The organism is Pseudomonas sp. RGB (assembly GCF_007713445.1).
Taxonomy (GTDB): domain Bacteria; phylum Pseudomonadota; class Gammaproteobacteria; order Pseudomonadales; family Pseudomonadaceae; genus Aquipseudomonas.
The window spans coordinates 33,836-49,454 of sequence record NZ_VMSH01000013.1 but is presented as its reverse complement, the minus strand read 5'-3'; the positions used below and the strand labels follow the sequence as shown (position 1 = coordinate 49,454).

The 15,619-nt window shown below is 58.4% G+C and carries 14 protein-coding genes; 13 read left to right on the top strand and 1 reads right to left on the bottom strand.

The window, feature by feature from the left end; translation table 11 throughout:
- The first annotated feature begins 55 nt into the window (after positions 1 to 55).
- From sdhC to FPT15_RS23135, 11 genes are all read left to right on the top strand, one after another.
- Positions 56 to 430 carry a succinate dehydrogenase, cytochrome b556 subunit gene (gene sdhC / locus FPT15_RS23190; RefSeq protein ID WP_106576743.1) on the top strand — a complete coding sequence of 125 codons (375 nt, stop codon included), beginning with the start codon at positions 56 to 58 and terminating at the stop codon, positions 428 to 430.
- The gene (gene sdhD, locus FPT15_RS23185; RefSeq protein WP_003172805.1) at positions 424 to 792 is read left to right on the top strand and encodes a succinate dehydrogenase, hydrophobic membrane anchor protein; all 369 of its coding nucleotides are present in this window, start codon (positions 424 to 426) and stop codon (positions 790 to 792) included. The genes sdhC and sdhD overlap by 7 nt, the downstream gene beginning before the upstream one ends.
- A gap of 3 nt (positions 793 to 795) precedes the next feature.
- Positions 796 to 2,568, top strand: a complete 1,773-nt coding sequence (sdhA, locus tag FPT15_RS23180) for a succinate dehydrogenase flavoprotein subunit (RefSeq protein ID WP_145164991.1) — start codon at positions 796 to 798, stop codon at positions 2,566 to 2,568.
- Between the two features lie 11 nt (positions 2,569 to 2,579).
- Complete coding sequence (locus FPT15_RS23175) at positions 2,580 to 3,284, top strand: succinate dehydrogenase iron-sulfur subunit (RefSeq protein WP_003172807.1); 705 nt, start codon at positions 2,580 to 2,582, stop codon at positions 3,282 to 3,284.
- A gap of 261 nt (positions 3,285 to 3,545) precedes the next feature.
- Positions 3,546 to 6,377: a 2-oxoglutarate dehydrogenase E1 component gene (locus tag FPT15_RS23170; protein ID WP_145164989.1), complete on the top strand. Its 2,832-nt coding sequence runs from the start codon at positions 3,546 to 3,548 to the stop codon at positions 6,375 to 6,377.
- Positions 6,378 to 6,421: 44 nt separating this feature from the next.
- Positions 6,422 to 7,654 (top strand): 2-oxoglutarate dehydrogenase complex dihydrolipoyllysine-residue succinyltransferase, encoded by a 1,233-nt coding sequence (odhB, locus tag FPT15_RS23165; protein WP_145164986.1) that lies wholly within the window; start codon positions 6,422 to 6,424, stop codon positions 7,652 to 7,654.
- Positions 7,655 to 7,753: 99 nt separating this feature from the next.
- The gene (gene lpdA, locus FPT15_RS23160; RefSeq protein ID WP_106576739.1) at positions 7,754 to 9,190 is read left to right on the top strand and encodes a dihydrolipoyl dehydrogenase; all 1,437 of its coding nucleotides are present in this window, start codon (positions 7,754 to 7,756) and stop codon (positions 9,188 to 9,190) included.
- Positions 9,191 to 9,392: 202 nt separating this feature from the next.
- Positions 9,393 to 10,559 (top strand): ADP-forming succinate--CoA ligase subunit beta, encoded by a 1,167-nt coding sequence (gene sucC / locus FPT15_RS23155; RefSeq protein WP_003233235.1) that lies wholly within the window; start codon positions 9,393 to 9,395, stop codon positions 10,557 to 10,559.
- On the top strand, positions 10,559 to 11,440 hold the full coding sequence (gene sucD, locus FPT15_RS23150) for a succinate--CoA ligase subunit alpha (RefSeq protein ID WP_003172813.1): 882 nt from the start codon (positions 10,559 to 10,561) through the stop codon (positions 11,438 to 11,440). Before sucC ends, sucD begins: the two co-directional genes overlap by 1 nt.
- A 433-nt stretch (positions 11,441 to 11,873) precedes the next feature.
- A complete protein-coding gene (gene brnQ / locus FPT15_RS23140; RefSeq protein WP_106576738.1) occupies positions 11,874 to 13,187 on the top strand; it encodes a branched-chain amino acid transport system II carrier protein in 1,314 nt (437 codons plus the stop codon).
- Between the two features lie 216 nt (positions 13,188 to 13,403).
- On the top strand, positions 13,404 to 14,144 hold the full coding sequence (locus FPT15_RS23135) for a DUF599 domain-containing protein (protein ID WP_145164982.1): 741 nt from the start codon (positions 13,404 to 13,406) through the stop codon (positions 14,142 to 14,144).
- 102 nt (positions 14,145 to 14,246) lie between these two features.
- Here the strand turns inward: FPT15_RS23135 and FPT15_RS23130 are convergent, their stop codons facing one another.
- On the bottom strand, positions 14,247 to 14,504 hold the full coding sequence (locus tag FPT15_RS23130; RefSeq protein WP_106576736.1) for a hypothetical protein: 258 nt from the start codon (positions 14,502 to 14,504) through the stop codon (positions 14,247 to 14,249).
- A gap of 158 nt (positions 14,505 to 14,662) precedes the next feature.
- Between FPT15_RS23130 and FPT15_RS23125 the strand changes: the two genes are divergently transcribed.
- Both FPT15_RS23125 and FPT15_RS23120 read left to right on the top strand, forming a co-directional pair.
- On the top strand, positions 14,663 to 15,139 hold the full coding sequence (locus FPT15_RS23125) for a PaaI family thioesterase (protein ID WP_145164980.1): 477 nt from the start codon (positions 14,663 to 14,665) through the stop codon (positions 15,137 to 15,139).
- Positions 15,136 to 15,588, top strand: a complete 453-nt coding sequence (locus FPT15_RS23120; RefSeq protein WP_145164978.1) for a PaaI family thioesterase — start codon at positions 15,136 to 15,138, stop codon at positions 15,586 to 15,588. The genes FPT15_RS23125 and FPT15_RS23120 overlap by 4 nt, the downstream gene beginning before the upstream one ends.
- The last annotated feature ends 31 nt before the right edge of the window (positions 15,589 to 15,619 follow it).

The following is a 15,619-nucleotide window of genomic DNA, read 5'->3' as shown; positions in this document are numbered from 1 at the left end:
ACTCCCCAACAACTTTGCCCTGATTGTTAGGGGCTCTTCAGTGTGAAAAAAAGCCGTGAATAGCCAACGACCTGTAAACCTAGACCTAAGGACCATCAAACTCCCCATCACCGGCGTTACGTCGTTCCTGCACCGTGTTTCCGGCATCATCCTGTTCCTGGGCTTGGGCATCATGCTTTATGCATTGAGCAAATCCCTGGGTTCCGAGGAAGGTTTTGCCGAGGTGAAGGCATGCTTGACCAGCCCGCTGGCCAAGTTCGTAGCATGGGGCCTCCTGTCCGCTCTGCTTTATCATCTGGTAGCCGGCGTGCGCCACTTGATCATGGATATGGGCATCGGTGAGACGCTGGAAGGCGGCCGCCTGGGCTCGAAAATCATCATCGCCATTTCCGTGGTGCTGATCGTTCTGGCAGGAGTTTGGATATGGTAACCAGCGTTACGAACCTTTCGCGTTCGGGCCTCTATGACTGGATGGCACAGCGTGTGTCTGCGGTCGTTCTCGCGGCTTATTTCATTTTCCTGATCGGATACCTCGTCGCAAACCCGGGCATCGGCTATGAGCAATGGCACGGCCTGTTTTCCCACAATGCGATGCGAATCTTCAGTCTGCTGGCACTTGTAGCTCTGGGCGCTCACGCCTGGGTCGGCATGTGGACCATCGCGACTGACTACCTGACGCCAATGGCGCTGGGCAAGTCCGCGACTGCAGTCCGTTTCCTCTTCCAGGCAGTATGCGGCGTCGCGATGTTCGCTTACTTCGTCTGGGGTGTGCAGATTCTTTGGGGTATCTGATTCATGGCTAACATTCCAACTATTTCCTTCGACGCCATCATTATTGGTGGCGGCGGTGCTGGCATGCGCGCAGCGCTGCAGCTGGCCCAGGGCGGTCACAAGACTGCCGTGATCACCAAAGTGTTCCCAACGCGTTCCCACACCGTATCGGCCCAGGGTGGCATCACCTGCGCCATCGCGTCCGCCGACCCGAACGATGACTGGCGCTGGCACATGTACGATACCGTCAAGGGTTCCGACTACATCGGTGACCAGGACGCTATCGAATACATGTGTCAGGAAGGCCCGGCCGCCGTGTTCGAGCTGGACCACATGGGTCTGCCGTTCTCGCGTACCGAGCAGGGTCGTATCTACCAGCGTCCATTCGGCGGCCAGTCGAAGGATTACGGTAAAGGCGGCCAGGCTGCCCGTACGTGCGCCGCTTCCGACCGTACCGGTCACGCGCTGCTGCACACCCTGTATCAGGGCAACCTGAAAGCCGGCACCACGTTCCTGAACGAATACTACGCGGTTGACCTGGTGAAAAACGCTGACGGCGCATTCGTCGGCGTGATCGCCATCTGCATCGAAACCGGTGAAACGTCCTACATCCGCGCCAAGGCTACCGTTCTGGCGACTGGCGGTGCAGGCCGTATCTACGCATCGACCACCAATGCCCTGATCAACACCGGTGACGGCGTCGGCATGGCACTGCGTGCAGGCGTACCGGTGCAAGACATCGAAATGTGGCAGTTCCACCCAACCGGCATTGCCGGCGCTGGCGTACTGGTAACCGAAGGTTGCCGTGGTGAAGGTGGCTACCTGATCAACAAGAACGGCGAGCGCTTCATGGAGCGTTACGCTCCGAACGCGAAAGACCTTGCCGGTCGTGACGTTGTAGCCCGTTCGATGGTCAAGGAAATCATTGCCGGTAACGGCTGTGGCCCTAATGGCGACCACGTACTGCTCAAGCTCGATCACCTGGGCGAAGAGGTACTGCACAGCCGCCTGCCGGGTATCTGTGAGCTGTCCAAGACCTTTGCTCACGTTGACCCGGTGGTTGCTCCGGTTCCGGTTGTTCCGACTTGCCACTACATGATGGGCGGCGTGCCGACCAATATTCATGGTCAGGCGATCACTCAGAACGCCGACGGCGTGGACGAGATCATTCACGGCCTGTTCGCGGTAGGCGAAGTGGCGTGCGTATCGGTTCACGGCGCCAACCGCCTGGGCGGCAACTCGCTGCTCGACCTGGTGGTATTCGGTCGCGCTGCCGGCCTGCACCTCGAGAAGGCACTGTCCGACGGCATCGAATACGATGACGCGACCGACGCCAACATCGAAACTGCCCTGGCGCGCCTGAACGCTCTGAACGAGCGTACCGATGGCGAAGATGTGGCAACCCTGCGTCGCGAGCTGCAAAACTGCATGCAGAACTACTTCGGTGTATTCCGTACCGGCGAATACATGCAGAAGGGTATTGCCCAGCTGGCCGATCTGCGCAAGCGCATCGCCAACGTCAAGATCAACGATAAGAGCCAGGCGTTCAACACCGCTCGTATCGAAGCCCTTGAGCTGCAAAACCTGTTGGAAGTGGCTGAAGCGACTGCGATCGCCGCCGAGGTTCGTAAAGAATCCCGTGGCGCTCACGCTCGTGAAGACTTTGAAGATCGCGACGACGAGAACTGGTTGTGCCACACCCTGTACTTCCCGGGTGACAAGCGCGTGACCAAGCGTGCCGTGAACTTCTCGCCGAAGACGGTTCCGACGTTTGAACCGAAGATTCGGACTTACTAAGGGTGGCTGCCATGTTGAAAGTCAGTGTTTATCGCTACAACCCTGATCAGGACGCTGCGCCGTTCATGCAGGAATTCCAGGTTGATACCGGTGGTAAAGACCTGATGGTGCTGGACGTGCTGGCCCTGATCAAAGAGCAGGACGAGGGTTTCTCCTATCGTCGCTCTTGCCGTGAAGGTGTGTGCGGTTCCGACGGCATGAACATCAACGGCAAAAACGGCCTGGCGTGCATCACGCCGCTGTCTGCCGTGGTTAAAGGCAACAAGCTGATCGTTCGTCCTCTGCCAGGTCTGCCGGTTATCCGTGACCTGGTCGTCGATATGAGCATCTTCTACAAGCAATACGAGAAAGTTAAGCCGTTCCTGCAGAACGACACGCCGGCTCCGGCCATCGAGCGTCTGCAGTCCCCGGAAGAGCGTGAAAAGCTCGACGGTCTGTACGAGTGCATCCTGTGCGCTTGCTGCTCGACTTCGTGCCCGTCCTTCTGGTGGAACCCGGACAAGTTCCTGGGTCCAGCTGCCTTGCTGCAAGCGTATCGCTTCCTGGCAGACAGCCGTGACACCAAGACGTCCGAGCGTCTGGCTTCACTGGATGACCCGTTCAGCGTATTCCGCTGCCGCGGGATCATGAACTGCGTCAACGTATGTCCCAAAGGCCTGAACCCGACTAAGGCCATTGGTCACATCCGTAACATGCTGCTGCAAAGCGGCGTGTAACCGACGTTGTAATAAAGCAGGACCGTTGTGCCCGTAAATGCTACGGCGCAGGCTTCAACCGGCGCCGTAGTTTTAACTTGAGCAGCGACTTACAAAGCCGCGGCTCTTATTTTGAAGAAATGAGACAAGCAGGGGCATTCGGGTTGGTACCCGAACTATCAGCGTGATCCTAAGTGGCTTGTTTTGGTCGCTGCACTTGGCCTTTTGCAAGCAAACTCGGTGTTTTCGCCGGTGGTGTCCCCAAATCGAGGGTGACCAAGCATGCAAGAAAGCGTGATGCAGCGCATGTGGAACAGCGGCTATCTTTCAGGTGGTAACGCTGCCTATGTGGAAGAGCTTTATGAGCTCTACCTGCACGACCCTAACGCTGTGCCAGAAGAATGGCGCACCAAATTTCAGACGTTGTCTTCAGACGGCAACGCTGCCACCGATGTATCGCACGCAACAATTCGCGATCAGTTTGTGCTGCTGGCAAAGAACCAGCGCCGCGCTCAGCCGGTTTCCGCCGGGAGCGTGAGCAGCGAGCACGAGAAGAAGCAAGTTGAAGTACTGCGACTGATCCAGGCTTACCGGATGCGTGGCCACCAGGCAGCCCAGCTTGACCCGCTGGGGCTCTGGAAGCGTCCTGCACCTGCTGACCTGTCGATCAATCATTACGGCTTGACCAATGCCGATCTTGATACGACCTTCCGTGCCGGCGACCTGTTCATCGGCAAAGAGGAAGCGAGCCTACGCGAAATTCACGAAGCGTTGCAGCAGACATATTGCCGCACCATCGGCGCTGAATTTACGCACATCACCGATTCCGAGCAGCGCCACTGGTTCCAGCATCGTCTGGAAGGTGTGCGTGGCCGTCCGGTTTTGTCTGCCGACGTACGCAGCCACTTGCTGGAGCGCGTGACCGCAGCCGAAGGTCTCGAGAAATACCTGGGTACCAAATACCCGGGCACCAAACGTTTCGGCCTGGAAGGCGGCGAAAGTCTGATTCCAATGCTCGACGAGCTGATCCAGCGTTCCGGTTCCTACGGCACCAAGGAAATCGTGATCGGCATGGCTCACCGTGGTCGCCTGAACGTGTTGGTCAACACCTTCGGCAAGAACCCGCGCGAGCTGTTCGACGAGTTCGAAGGCAAGAAGAAGGTCGAGCTGGGTTCCGGTGACGTTAAATACCACCAGGGCTTCTCGTCCAACGTGATGACCACCGGCGGTGAAGTTCACCTGGCCATGGCCTTCAACCCATCCCACCTGGAAATCGTTTCTCCAGTGGTCGAGGGTTCGGTACGTGCTCGCCAGGATCGTCGCAACGATTCCACCGGTGAAAAGGTTCTGCCGATTTCCATCCACGGTGACGCGGCATTCGCCGGTCAAGGCGTGGTTCTGGAAACGTTCCAGATGTCGCAGACGCGCGGCTTCAAGACCGGCGGTACGGTTCACATCGTCATCAACAACCAGGTGGGTTTCACCATCAGCAACCCGCTGGACGCGCGCTCTACCGAGTACGCCACCGACGTTGCCAAGATGATTCAGGCGCCGATCCTCCATGTGAATGGTGATGATCCGGAAGCCGTGCTGTTCGTGACCCAACTGGCCATCGACTACCGCATGCAGTTCAAGCGTGACGTGGTGATCGACCTGGTCTGCTACCGTCGTCGCGGTCACAACGAAGCGGATGAGCCTAGCGGCACCCAACCGTTGATGTACCAGCAAATCACCAAGCAGCGCACCACCCGTGAGCTGTACGCCGACAGCCTGATCAAGGCCGGCGTGGTTGACGATGCGCGTGTTCAGGCGAAGATCGATGAATACCGCAACGCGCTGGACAATGGTCTGCACGTAGTAAAAAGCCTGGTTAAAGAGCCGAACAAAGAGCTGTTCGTGGACTGGCGTCCGTATCTGGGCCACGCCTGGACTGCGCGTCACGACACCTCGTTCGATCTGAAAACCCTGCAGGAACTGTCCGCCAAGCTGCTGGAAATTCCAGATGGCTTCGTGGTGCAGCGCCAGGTTGCGAAGATCTACGAAGACCGTCAGAAGATGCAAGCCGGCGGCCTGCCGATCAACTGGGGTTACGCTGAAACCATGGCGTACGCGACCCTGGCGTTCGAAGGTCACCCGATCCGCATGACCGGCCAGGACATCGGCCGCGGTACGTTCTCGCACCGCCATGCGGTATTGCACAACCAGAAAGACGCGGGCACCTACATCCCGTTGCAGAACCTGTACGAAGGCCAGCCACGTTTCGACCTGTACGATTCGTTCCTGTCCGAAGAAGCCGTACTGGCGTTCGAATACGGTTACTCGACCACCACGCCAAACGCGCTGGTGATCTGGGAAGCCCAGTTCGGCGACTTCGCCAACGGTGCCCAGGTGGTTATCGACCAGTTCATCACCAGCGGCGAGCACAAGTGGGGCCGTCTGTGCGGTCTGACCATGCTGTTGCCACACGGTTATGAAGGTCAGGGTCCGGAGCACTCTTCGGCCCGTCTGGAGCGTTACCTGCAGCTGTGCGCCGAGCACAACATCCAGGTGTGCGTGCCGACTACTCCGGCCCAGATCTACCACTTGCTGCGTCGCCAGGTGATCCGCCCGCTGCGCAAGCCGCTGGTAGTGCTGACCCCGAAATCGCTGTTGCGTCACAAATTGGCCATCTCGACCCTGGAAGATCTGGCCGACGGTTCGTTCCAGACCGTGATTCCAGAAATCGACACCCTGGACGCGGCCAAGGTCACTCGCCTGATCCTGTGCAGCGGCAAGGTTTACTACGACTTGCTGGAAAAACGCCGTGCCGAAGGCCGCGAAGACATCGCCATCGTGCGGATCGAGCAGCTTTACCCGTTCCCGGAAGACGACCTGATGGAGGCCATCGCGCCTTACACCAACCTCACCAACGTGGTGTGGTGTCAGGAAGAACCGATGAACCAGGGCGCGTGGTACAGCAGTCAGCATCACTTGCGTCGCAGCATCGGTAACCACAAAACAGGCCTTGGCCTTGAGTATGCCGGTCGTGATGCTTCTGCTGCACCTGCGTGTGGTTATGCGTCGATGCACGCCGAGCAGCAGGAAAAACTGCTGCAAGATGCTTTCACTGTTTAACGCCTTCGCGCTGACTGAAACCGAATTTTAAGGACCCACAGATAATGGCTATCGAAATCAAAGCCCCGTCATTTCCGGAATCGGTTGCCGATGGCACCGTTGCCACCTGGCACAAGAAACCAGGCGACGCCGTAAAGCGTGACGACCTGATCGTCGACATCGAGACCGACAAAGTCGTTCTGGAAGTGTTGGCTGAGGCTGACGGCGTACTGGGCGCAATCGTTGCCGAAGAAGGCGCTACCGTTCTGTCGAACCAGATCCTGGGCTCGATCGAAGAGGGCAGCGCTGCTGCTCCTGCTCCAGCCGCTGCCCCGGCCGCCGCTGCTGCATCGGCTGCTTCGGCGCCAGCTGCACCGGCTGCTGCTGGCGAAGATCCAATCGCTGCACCGGCTGCGCGTCAGCTGGCCGAAGAAAACGGCATCAACCTGGCGTCCATCAAAGGCACCGGCAAAGACGGCCGTGTCACCAAGGAAGACGTGGTAGCTGCAGTTGAAGCCAAGAAAAACGCTCCAGCTGCCGCACCTGCCAAGGCTGCTGCACCGGCTGCCGCTGCGCCTGTGTTCGCCGCTGGCGACCGCACCGAGAAGCGCGTACCGATGACTCGCGTACGTGCCACCGTGGCCAAGCGCCTGGTCGAAGCACAGTCGAACATGGCGATGCTGACTACTTTCAACGAAGTCGACATGACCGAAGTCATGGCCCTGCGTTCGAAGTACAAGGACCTGTTCGAGAAGTCCCACAATGGCGTGCGCCTGGGCTTCATGTCGTTCTTCGTGAAAGCGGCCACCGAAGCGCTGAAACGCTTCCCGGCAGTCAACGCTTCCATCGACGGCAGCGACATCGTTTACCACGGCTATGCAGACATCGGCGTTGCCGTGTCCAGCGACCGTGGCCTGGTGGTACCGGTTCTGCGTAACGCCGAACTGATGAGCCTGGCTGAAATCGAAGGCGGCATCGCCGGCTTCGGCAAGAAAGCCCGTGACGGCAAGCTGACCATCGACGAGATGACCGGTGGTACCTTCACCATCACCAACGGTGGTACCTTCGGTTCGATGATGTCGACCCCGATCGTCAACCCGCCACAAGCTGCGATCCTGGGCATGCACAACATCATCCAGCGTCCGATGGCCATCAACGGCCAAGTCGTGATCCGCCCAATGATGTACCTGGCACTGTCTTACGATCACCGCCTGATCGATGGTAAAGAAGCCGTGACTTTCCTGGTGACCATCAAGAACCTGCTGGAAGACCCGGCTCGTCTGCTGCTGGACATCTAAAGACGCAGCGGCAAGTTGCGAGCTACAAGCTGTAGGAAAAAGCAGCTTGGCTTGCGGCTTGTCGCTTGAAGCTTGTCGCTGAATAGAGGAACTATTTTCATGTCGCAGAAATTTGACGTTGTTGTGATTGGTGCAGGTCCTGGCGGCTACGTTGCCGCTATCAAGGCCGCACAACTGGGCCTCTCGACTGCTTGCATCGAAAAATACACCGACAAGGAAGGCAAACTGGCGCTGGGCGGTACTTGCCTGAACGTAGGTTGCATTCCTTCCAAGGCGCTGCTGGACAGCTCCTGGAAATTCCACGAAGCCCAAAGCGGTTTCGCGATCCACGGCATCAACCATGCTGGCGTGACCATGGACGTGCCAGCAATGGTCGGCCGTAAAGCCAACATCGTTAAAGGCCTGACTTCCGGCGTTGCCACCCTGTTCAAGGCCAACGGCGTTACTTCCCTGCAAGGCCACGGCAAACTGCTGGCCGGCAAGAAAGTTGAAATCACCAAGCCGGACGGTTCGGTAGAAGTCATCGAAGCCGAGAACGTGATCCTGGCTCCAGGCTCGCGTCCAATCGACATTCCACCGGCTCCCGTTGACCAGAACGTGATCGTTGATTCGACCGGCGCCCTGGAATTCCAAACCGTGCCTAAGCGTCTGGGCGTGATCGGCGCTGGCGTCATCGGTCTGGAGCTGGGTTCGGTATGGTCCCGCCTGGGTTCGGAAGTGACCGTTCTGGAAGCTCTGGACACGTTCCTGCTGGCTGCCGACACCGCGGTGTCCAAAGAAGCGCTGAAAACCCTGACCAAACAAGGTCTGGACATCAAGCTGGGCGCCCGTGTTACCGGTTCCAAGGTCAACGGCGAAGAAGTCGTGGTGACCTACACCGATAAAGAAGGCGAGCAGACCATCACCTTCGACAAGCTGATCGTAGCCGTGGGTCGCCGTCCAGTGACCACCGACCTGCTGGCTTCCGACAGCGGCGTGAACATCGACGAGCGTGGTTTCATCCACGTTGACGATCACTGCGCTACCACCGTGCCTGGCGTGTACGCCATCGGCGACGTGGTGCGCGGCATGATGCTGGCGCACAAGGCGTCCGAAGAAGGCATCATGGTTGTCGAGCGCATCAAGGGTCACAAAACCCAGATGAACTACGACCTGATCCCGTCCGTTATCTACACCCACCCGGAAATTGCATGGGTCGGCAAGAACGAACAGCAGTTGAAAGCTGAAGGCGTTGAAGTTAACGTCGGCACCTTCCCGTTTGCCGCTTCTGGCCGTGCCATGGCAGCCAACGACACCGGTGGTTTTGTCAAAGTCATCGCTGATGCCAAGACTGACCGCGTATTGGGCGTCCACGTGATTGGCCCAAGCGCTGCAGAACTGGTTCAGCAAGGCGCGATCGGTATGGAATTCGGCACCAGCGCCGAGGACCTGGGCATGATGGTCTTCTCCCATCCGACCCTGTCCGAAGCGTTGCATGAAGCCGCGTTGGCTGTGAATGGCGGCGCCATCCACATCGCCAACAAGAAGAAACGCTAAGCGAGATAATAAGAAACCACGGCGGTTGCCCGTCGTGAGCCTTGCGCGCAAGACTCACCGCGGAATATCCGCTGGACGCAGTCTTGCGCAGCTTTACGGGCATTAAGCCCTGCAAGTTGTGCAAGCAGCAGTCACAGGTGGCGCGGCACTCATAATGAGCGCAGCGCCGAATGCGCAGTACCTAACGAAGACGGTAAAAAGCATGAATCTTCACGAGTATCAGGGTAAGCAGCTGTTCGCTGAATACGGCCTGCCAGTATCCAAGGGTTACGCAGTAGACACCCCGGAAGCAGCAGCGGAAGCTTGCGACAAAATCGGTGGTACCGAGTGGGTTGTCAAAGCCCAGGTCCACGCTGGTGGTCGCGGTAAAGCGGGCGGCGTTAAGCTGGTTCGCAGCAAAGAAGACGCCAAGGCCTTCGCACAGCAGTGGCTGGGCAAGCGTCTGGTGACTTACCAGACTGATGCCAATGGCCAACCAGTCACCAAGATCCTGGTTGAATCGTGCACTGATATCGCTAAAGAGCTGTACCTGGGCGCTGTCGTTGACCGTTCGAGCCGTCGCATCGTGTTCATGGCTTCCACCGAAGGTGGCGTGGACATCGAGAAGATCGCTCACGAAACCCCAGAAAAAATTCTGAAAGCCACTATCGATCCACTGGTTGGCGCTCAGCCATTCCAGGGTCGTGAGCTGGCTTTCCAGCTGGGCCTGGAAGGCAAGCAAGTTGCCCAGTTCGCCAAGATCTTCGTAGGTCTGGCCAAACTGTTCCAGGATCACGATCTGGCCCTGCTGGAAGTGAACCCGCTGGTGATCAAGGCTGACGGCGATCTGCACTGCCTCGACGCCAAGATCAACATCGACGCCAACGCCATGTACCGTCAGCCTAAGCTGAAGACTTTCCACGATCCGTCGCAAGACGATCCGCGCGAAGCGCACGCTGCCAAGTTCGAACTGAACTACGTAGCGCTGGAAGGTAACATCGGTTGCATGGTCAACGGTGCTGGCCTGGCCATGGGTACCATGGACATCGTCAACCTGCATGGCGGCAAACCAGCCAACTTCCTCGACGTGGGCGGCGGTGCTACCAAAGAGCGCGTAACCGAAGCGTTCAAGATCATCCTGTCCGACTCCAACGTCGCTGCAGTATTGGTCAACATCTTCGGCGGCATCGTTCGTTGTGACATGATTGCCGAAGGCATCATCGGTGCAGTGAAAGAAGTCGGCGTTAAAATCCCGGTTGTTGTACGCCTTGAAGGTAACAACGCTGAACTGGGCGCTAAAGTACTGGCAGAAAGCGGTTTGAACATCATCGCGGCTACCAGCCTGACCGACGCTGCTCAACAAGTTGTCAAAGCTGCGGAGGGCAAATAATGAGCGTCCTGATCAATAAAGACACCAAAGTTATCTGCCAGGGTATTACCGGTTCGCAAGGTAGTTTCCACACCCAGCAAGCCATCGAGTACGGCACCAAGATGGTTGGCGGCGTAACTCCGGGCAAAGGCGGCACCGAGCACCTGGGTCTGCCAGTGTTCAACACCGTGAAAGACGCTGTAGCTGCCACTGGCGCCACCGCCAGCGTGATCTACGTTCCAGCACCTTTCTGCAAAGATTCCATCCTGGAAGCAGCATTCGGCGGCATCAAGCTGATCGTGTGCATCACCGAAGGCATTCCTACCCTGGACATGCTGGACGCTAAAGTTAAGTGCGACGAGCTGGGCGTAGTCCTGATCGGCCCTAACTGCCCAGGCGTGATCACCCCAGGCGAATGCAAGATCGGCATCATGCCAGGTCACATTCACTTGCCAGGCAAAGTCGGTATCGTTTCGCGTTCCGGCACCCTGACCTACGAAGCTGTGAAGCAAACCACTGACGCCGGTTTCGGTCAGTCGACTTGCGTCGGCATCGGCGGTGACCCGATCCCAGGCTCGAACTTCATCGACATCCTGAAGCTGTTCCAGGAAGACCCGAAGACCGAAGCGATCGTGATGATCGGTGAGATCGGCGGTTCGGCTGAAGAAGAAGCGGCTGCCTACATCAAGGCACACGTGACCAAGCCGGTTGTTTCCTACATCGCTGGTGTGACTGCCCCTGCGGGCAAGCGCATGGGCCATGCTGGCGCAATCATCTCTGGCGGCAAAGGCACTGCAGACGAGAAATTCGCTGCACTGCAAGACGCAGGCGTTAAAACCGTGCGTTCGCTGGCAGACATCGGCAAAGCCTTGGCTGAGCTGACGGGTTGGGCTGTCAAGTAAGCTTCGCGCTTAGCTGACGCTTCACCCACACAAAGGCCACCTTCGGGTGGCCTTTGTGTGTTCTGGGGTTGCCTGAACGTGGCAGGTGGCCGCGCCAAATTGTGGGAGCCGGGCTTGCCCGCGATGGCATCACCCCCGGTTGTACTGACGCACCGAGGTGCCTGCATCGCGGACAAGCCCGGCTCCCACATTGATTGTGTCAGGCTCAAAAGGTATGAAAACGCGACATTTGAATGTCGCTTATCGGACAGTTCGCCCCGCAACAGTGCGTTTGTCAGCCCAATTCTGTACTCTAGCCGCCTCTTTATGCGTCCGCATCCCAAAAGGAAGCCGCGCGCCAGATCGGTCGGTCCCCATAAGGACCGGCAGCAGTTCCCTCATCCACAGGGAATCCCTCTCTAAATTCCGATTCAGTAGTGTGGTATTTCCTGAAATGAAAGTGTTGAAAAGCCAGGATATCCTGGCGTTAGGCTTTATGACTTTTGCCCTGTTCGTGGGCGCTGGCAACATCATCTTTCCGCCTATCGTTGGTTTGCAGTCCGGGCCTCACGTCTGGATGGCAGCGCTGGGCTTCCTGATCACCGCGGTCGGTCTGCCGGTGGTCACCGTCATCGCCCTGGCCAAGGTCGGTGGCGGTATGGACGCGTTGAGCAGCCCGATCGGCAAGATCGCCGGCGGCCTGCTCGCGGCGGCGGCGTACCTGGCGGTAGGGCCGCTGTTCGCCACCCCGCGTACCGCGACCGTTTCGTTTGAAGTGGGCTTGGCGCCGCTGACCGGCGAAAGCCCGCTGGCGCTGTTCCTCTACAGCTCGGTGTATTTCCTGGTGGTGTTCTTCGTGTCCCTGTACCCGGGCCGCCTGCTGGACACTGTCGGTCGCTTCCTGGCGCCACTGAAAATCATCGCCCTGGCCATTCTGGGCATCGCTGCATTTGCCCTGCCGGCCGGTGATGTGGGCGTGGCGACACCGGAATACGTGGCCGCACCGTTCTCCCAAGGGTTCATCAATGGTTACCTGACCATGGATACCCTGGGCGCGCTGGTGTTCGGGATCGTCATCGTCAATGCCATCCGTTCCCGTGGCGTCGAATCGCCACAGCTGATCACTCGCTACGCAATCATTGCCGGGTTGATCGCCGGCGTGGGCCTGGCGCTGGTGTACGTCAGCCTGTTCCGCCTGGGCTCGGGCAGCCACGCCGTGGCGGCCGGTGCGAGCAACGGTGCGGCCGTGCTGCACGCTTACGTGCAACACACGTTCGGCTCCCTGGGCAGCGGCTTCCTCGCCGTGTTGATCTCCCTGGCATGCCTGGTCACCGCTGTGGGCCTGACCTGCGCGTGCGCCGAGTACTTCAGCAAAATCCTGCCACTGTCCTACAAGACGCTGGTCGTGATCCTGGCGCTGTTCTCGCTGTTTGTGTCCAACCTGGGCCTGACCAAGCTGATCGCCTTCTCGATTCCGGTGCTTACCGCGATCTACCCGCCGTGCATCGTGCTGGTGGCCCTGAGCTTCTGCAAAGACTTCTGGCTGGAGCAGGGCCGTATCGTTGGCCCGGTGATGCTGGTGTCGTTCATCTTTGGTTGCATCGATGCGCTCAAGGGCGCGGGCCTGGCCGATTGGTTGCCTGCCCAGCTGGCGCACCTGCCGCTGAGCGAGCAAGGACTGGCATGGCTGGTGCCGTCGGTGATGACGCTGGTCGTTGCATTTGTGGTTGATCGCATGCTCGGCAAGCGTAGCGAAGCCATCGCGTAACGAGCGGTTTCACGCGGCATCGAAATGCCCCGTATCAATCGATACGGGGCATTTTTTATGCCTGTGAGACTACTACCCTCTAAAGTTGAAGCGCGGTCGGTGTGGGAGCTGGCTTGCCTGCGATTGCTGTATCGCCCGATCCAGCGCTATCGCAGGCAAGCCAGCTCCCACATTTTGAACCGCGTTCGTCTCCATCCATTGTGCATAAGGCCCCGCATGTCGTTCATCGAAACCAATCAGGTCCACCTGCTTGCCGCCCTCTGGTTCGTCCTGTGCTGGGGGGGTTACACCCGATACGCCACTTGGAAAGCCCGCGACACCGCCTGCCTGGCCAGCGTGCTGCATTTGTATCGCGAGGACTGGATGCGCCGCATGTTGCTGCGCGACAACCGCATCGCCGACGCCAGCGTGATCGGCAACCTGGAGCGCAACGCTTCGTTCTTCGCCTCCAGCACGTTGATCATCCTCGCCGGCATTCTTACCGTGCTCGGTGCGTCCGAGCGGGCGGTGTCGTTGCTGGCGGACATCCCCATGGTGCAGCAGGCGTCCCAGGGCATGTCGGAAATCAAGCTGCTGTGCCTGGCGCTGGTGTTCGTCTACGCGTTTTTCACCTTCAGTTGGTGCATGCGCCAATACAACTTTGCCGCGGTGCTGGTGGGGTCGGCGCCGATGATCGGTGAGCGGCATGTGTCGGAGCAGGAGCGCAAAGCGTTTGCGCTGCGAGCAGCCAGGGTGATCTCGATGGCCGCCAACCAATTCAACTTTGGCCTGCGCGCTTATTATTTTGGCATGACCATGCTCGCCTGGTTTGTCAGCCCCTGGTTGTTCATGTTGATGAGCGGCGGGGTCGTGGTGGTGTTGTACCGTCGGGAGTTTCATTCCGACGTACTGCAGGTGATGGTCTATACCCCGACTGATACGCCGGCATCCGAAGTGGCTAAAGACGCAGTATCGTAACTAGGGCGTCCGGTTAGTCCAACTTTTAACCCACGGCTAAACAGCAGACAAAGAAAAGCCCGCTATGTAAGCGGGCTTTCTTTCGCAGCAATTGCCAGGCTATTAAGGCTTGGCAGGTGCTACTGGAGTAGCGGTACCGTCTTCTTTCGCTTTTTCAGCGTTTGCATCAGCCTGAGCTTTGGCAGCATCGGCGTTTTCTTTTGCAGCGTCGTTCACTTTATCCTGTGCTTTCGCCATGTCCTTCTGAGCTTGCTCAGAATGCGACTGTGCATCTTGGGCTTTGTCTTCGGATTTTTTATCGCAGGCAGCGAGGCCGAGGGCAGCGGCGAGCATCATGGAAATAGCTAAAGTCTTGCGCATGGGGTGTTTCTCCTTATTGAAGATATCTACTGGCCTTTCGAGCCTGGGGGGTCAGCATTAGTTCCTTTTATTCCCCAGATATATAAACACCGGTGATCAAGGAACTTTCAACCGCACGACATACTCCGCGGATCAACACTAATAAGAGTCTAGACCACATGACCGAAAATCCCCTGTTAGCCCGTGCCACGCGCTTTGTTTCGGCGCTGCGCCATTGCCAGGTGCTGGGCATCACCGTCCATGCTGCCAGCGACGAAGGCATGACGCTGTGCCTGCCTTACGGCCCGCATATCGTCGGTGATCCCCAGACCGGCGTGATTCACGGCGGCGCATTGACCTCCTTGATGGACACGGCCTGCGGCATGGCAACCCTGTGTGTATTGCCCGAGTTCGAGGTGTGCCCAACCCTGGACCTGCGCGTTGACTACATGCACCCCGCCGAACCGCACAAACCTGTTTATGGCTTTGCGCACTGTTACCGGGTGACCACCGACGTGATCTTCACCCGTGGTTTTGCTTATCAGGAGGACCCGCAACAGCCGATTGCCCATGTGGTGGGCACATTCATGCACATGGGCAAGCGCCTCAAGGGCACCCAAGGGCTGGGCAGCGCCATAAAGGGAGAGCGGGCATGACACACCGATTCAAAACCCGCCTCGAACAGGCCCATGAGCGCGGTAACTATGAGGCGCTGCTCGACCTGATTCCCTACGCCAAGCTGATCGGCATTGAGTGCACGCGGCTGGGAGATGAATTGCTGTTTCGTATGCCGGCCAACAAGGACAACATTGGTAACCCGATATTGCCGGCGCTGCACGGTGGCGTGATTGCCGGGTTCATGGAGTTGTCGGCGGCGTTGCACCTGATGGTGTTTACCGGCTCGCCCGGCATTCCGAAAATCATCGACTTTTCCCTCGATTACCTGCGTGCCGGCCAGTTTCGCGACACTTACGCCAAATGCCAGGTATGGCGCCAGGGCCGCCGAGTTGCCAATGTGGCGATCACCGCCTGGCAAAGTACCCCGGCCGAACCGATTGCCACCGCCCGCGCACATTTCAAGATTGAGGAATCGGCGCGCCCTTGAAATCCTGGTCTTAGCCCCCAACTTTGATGAC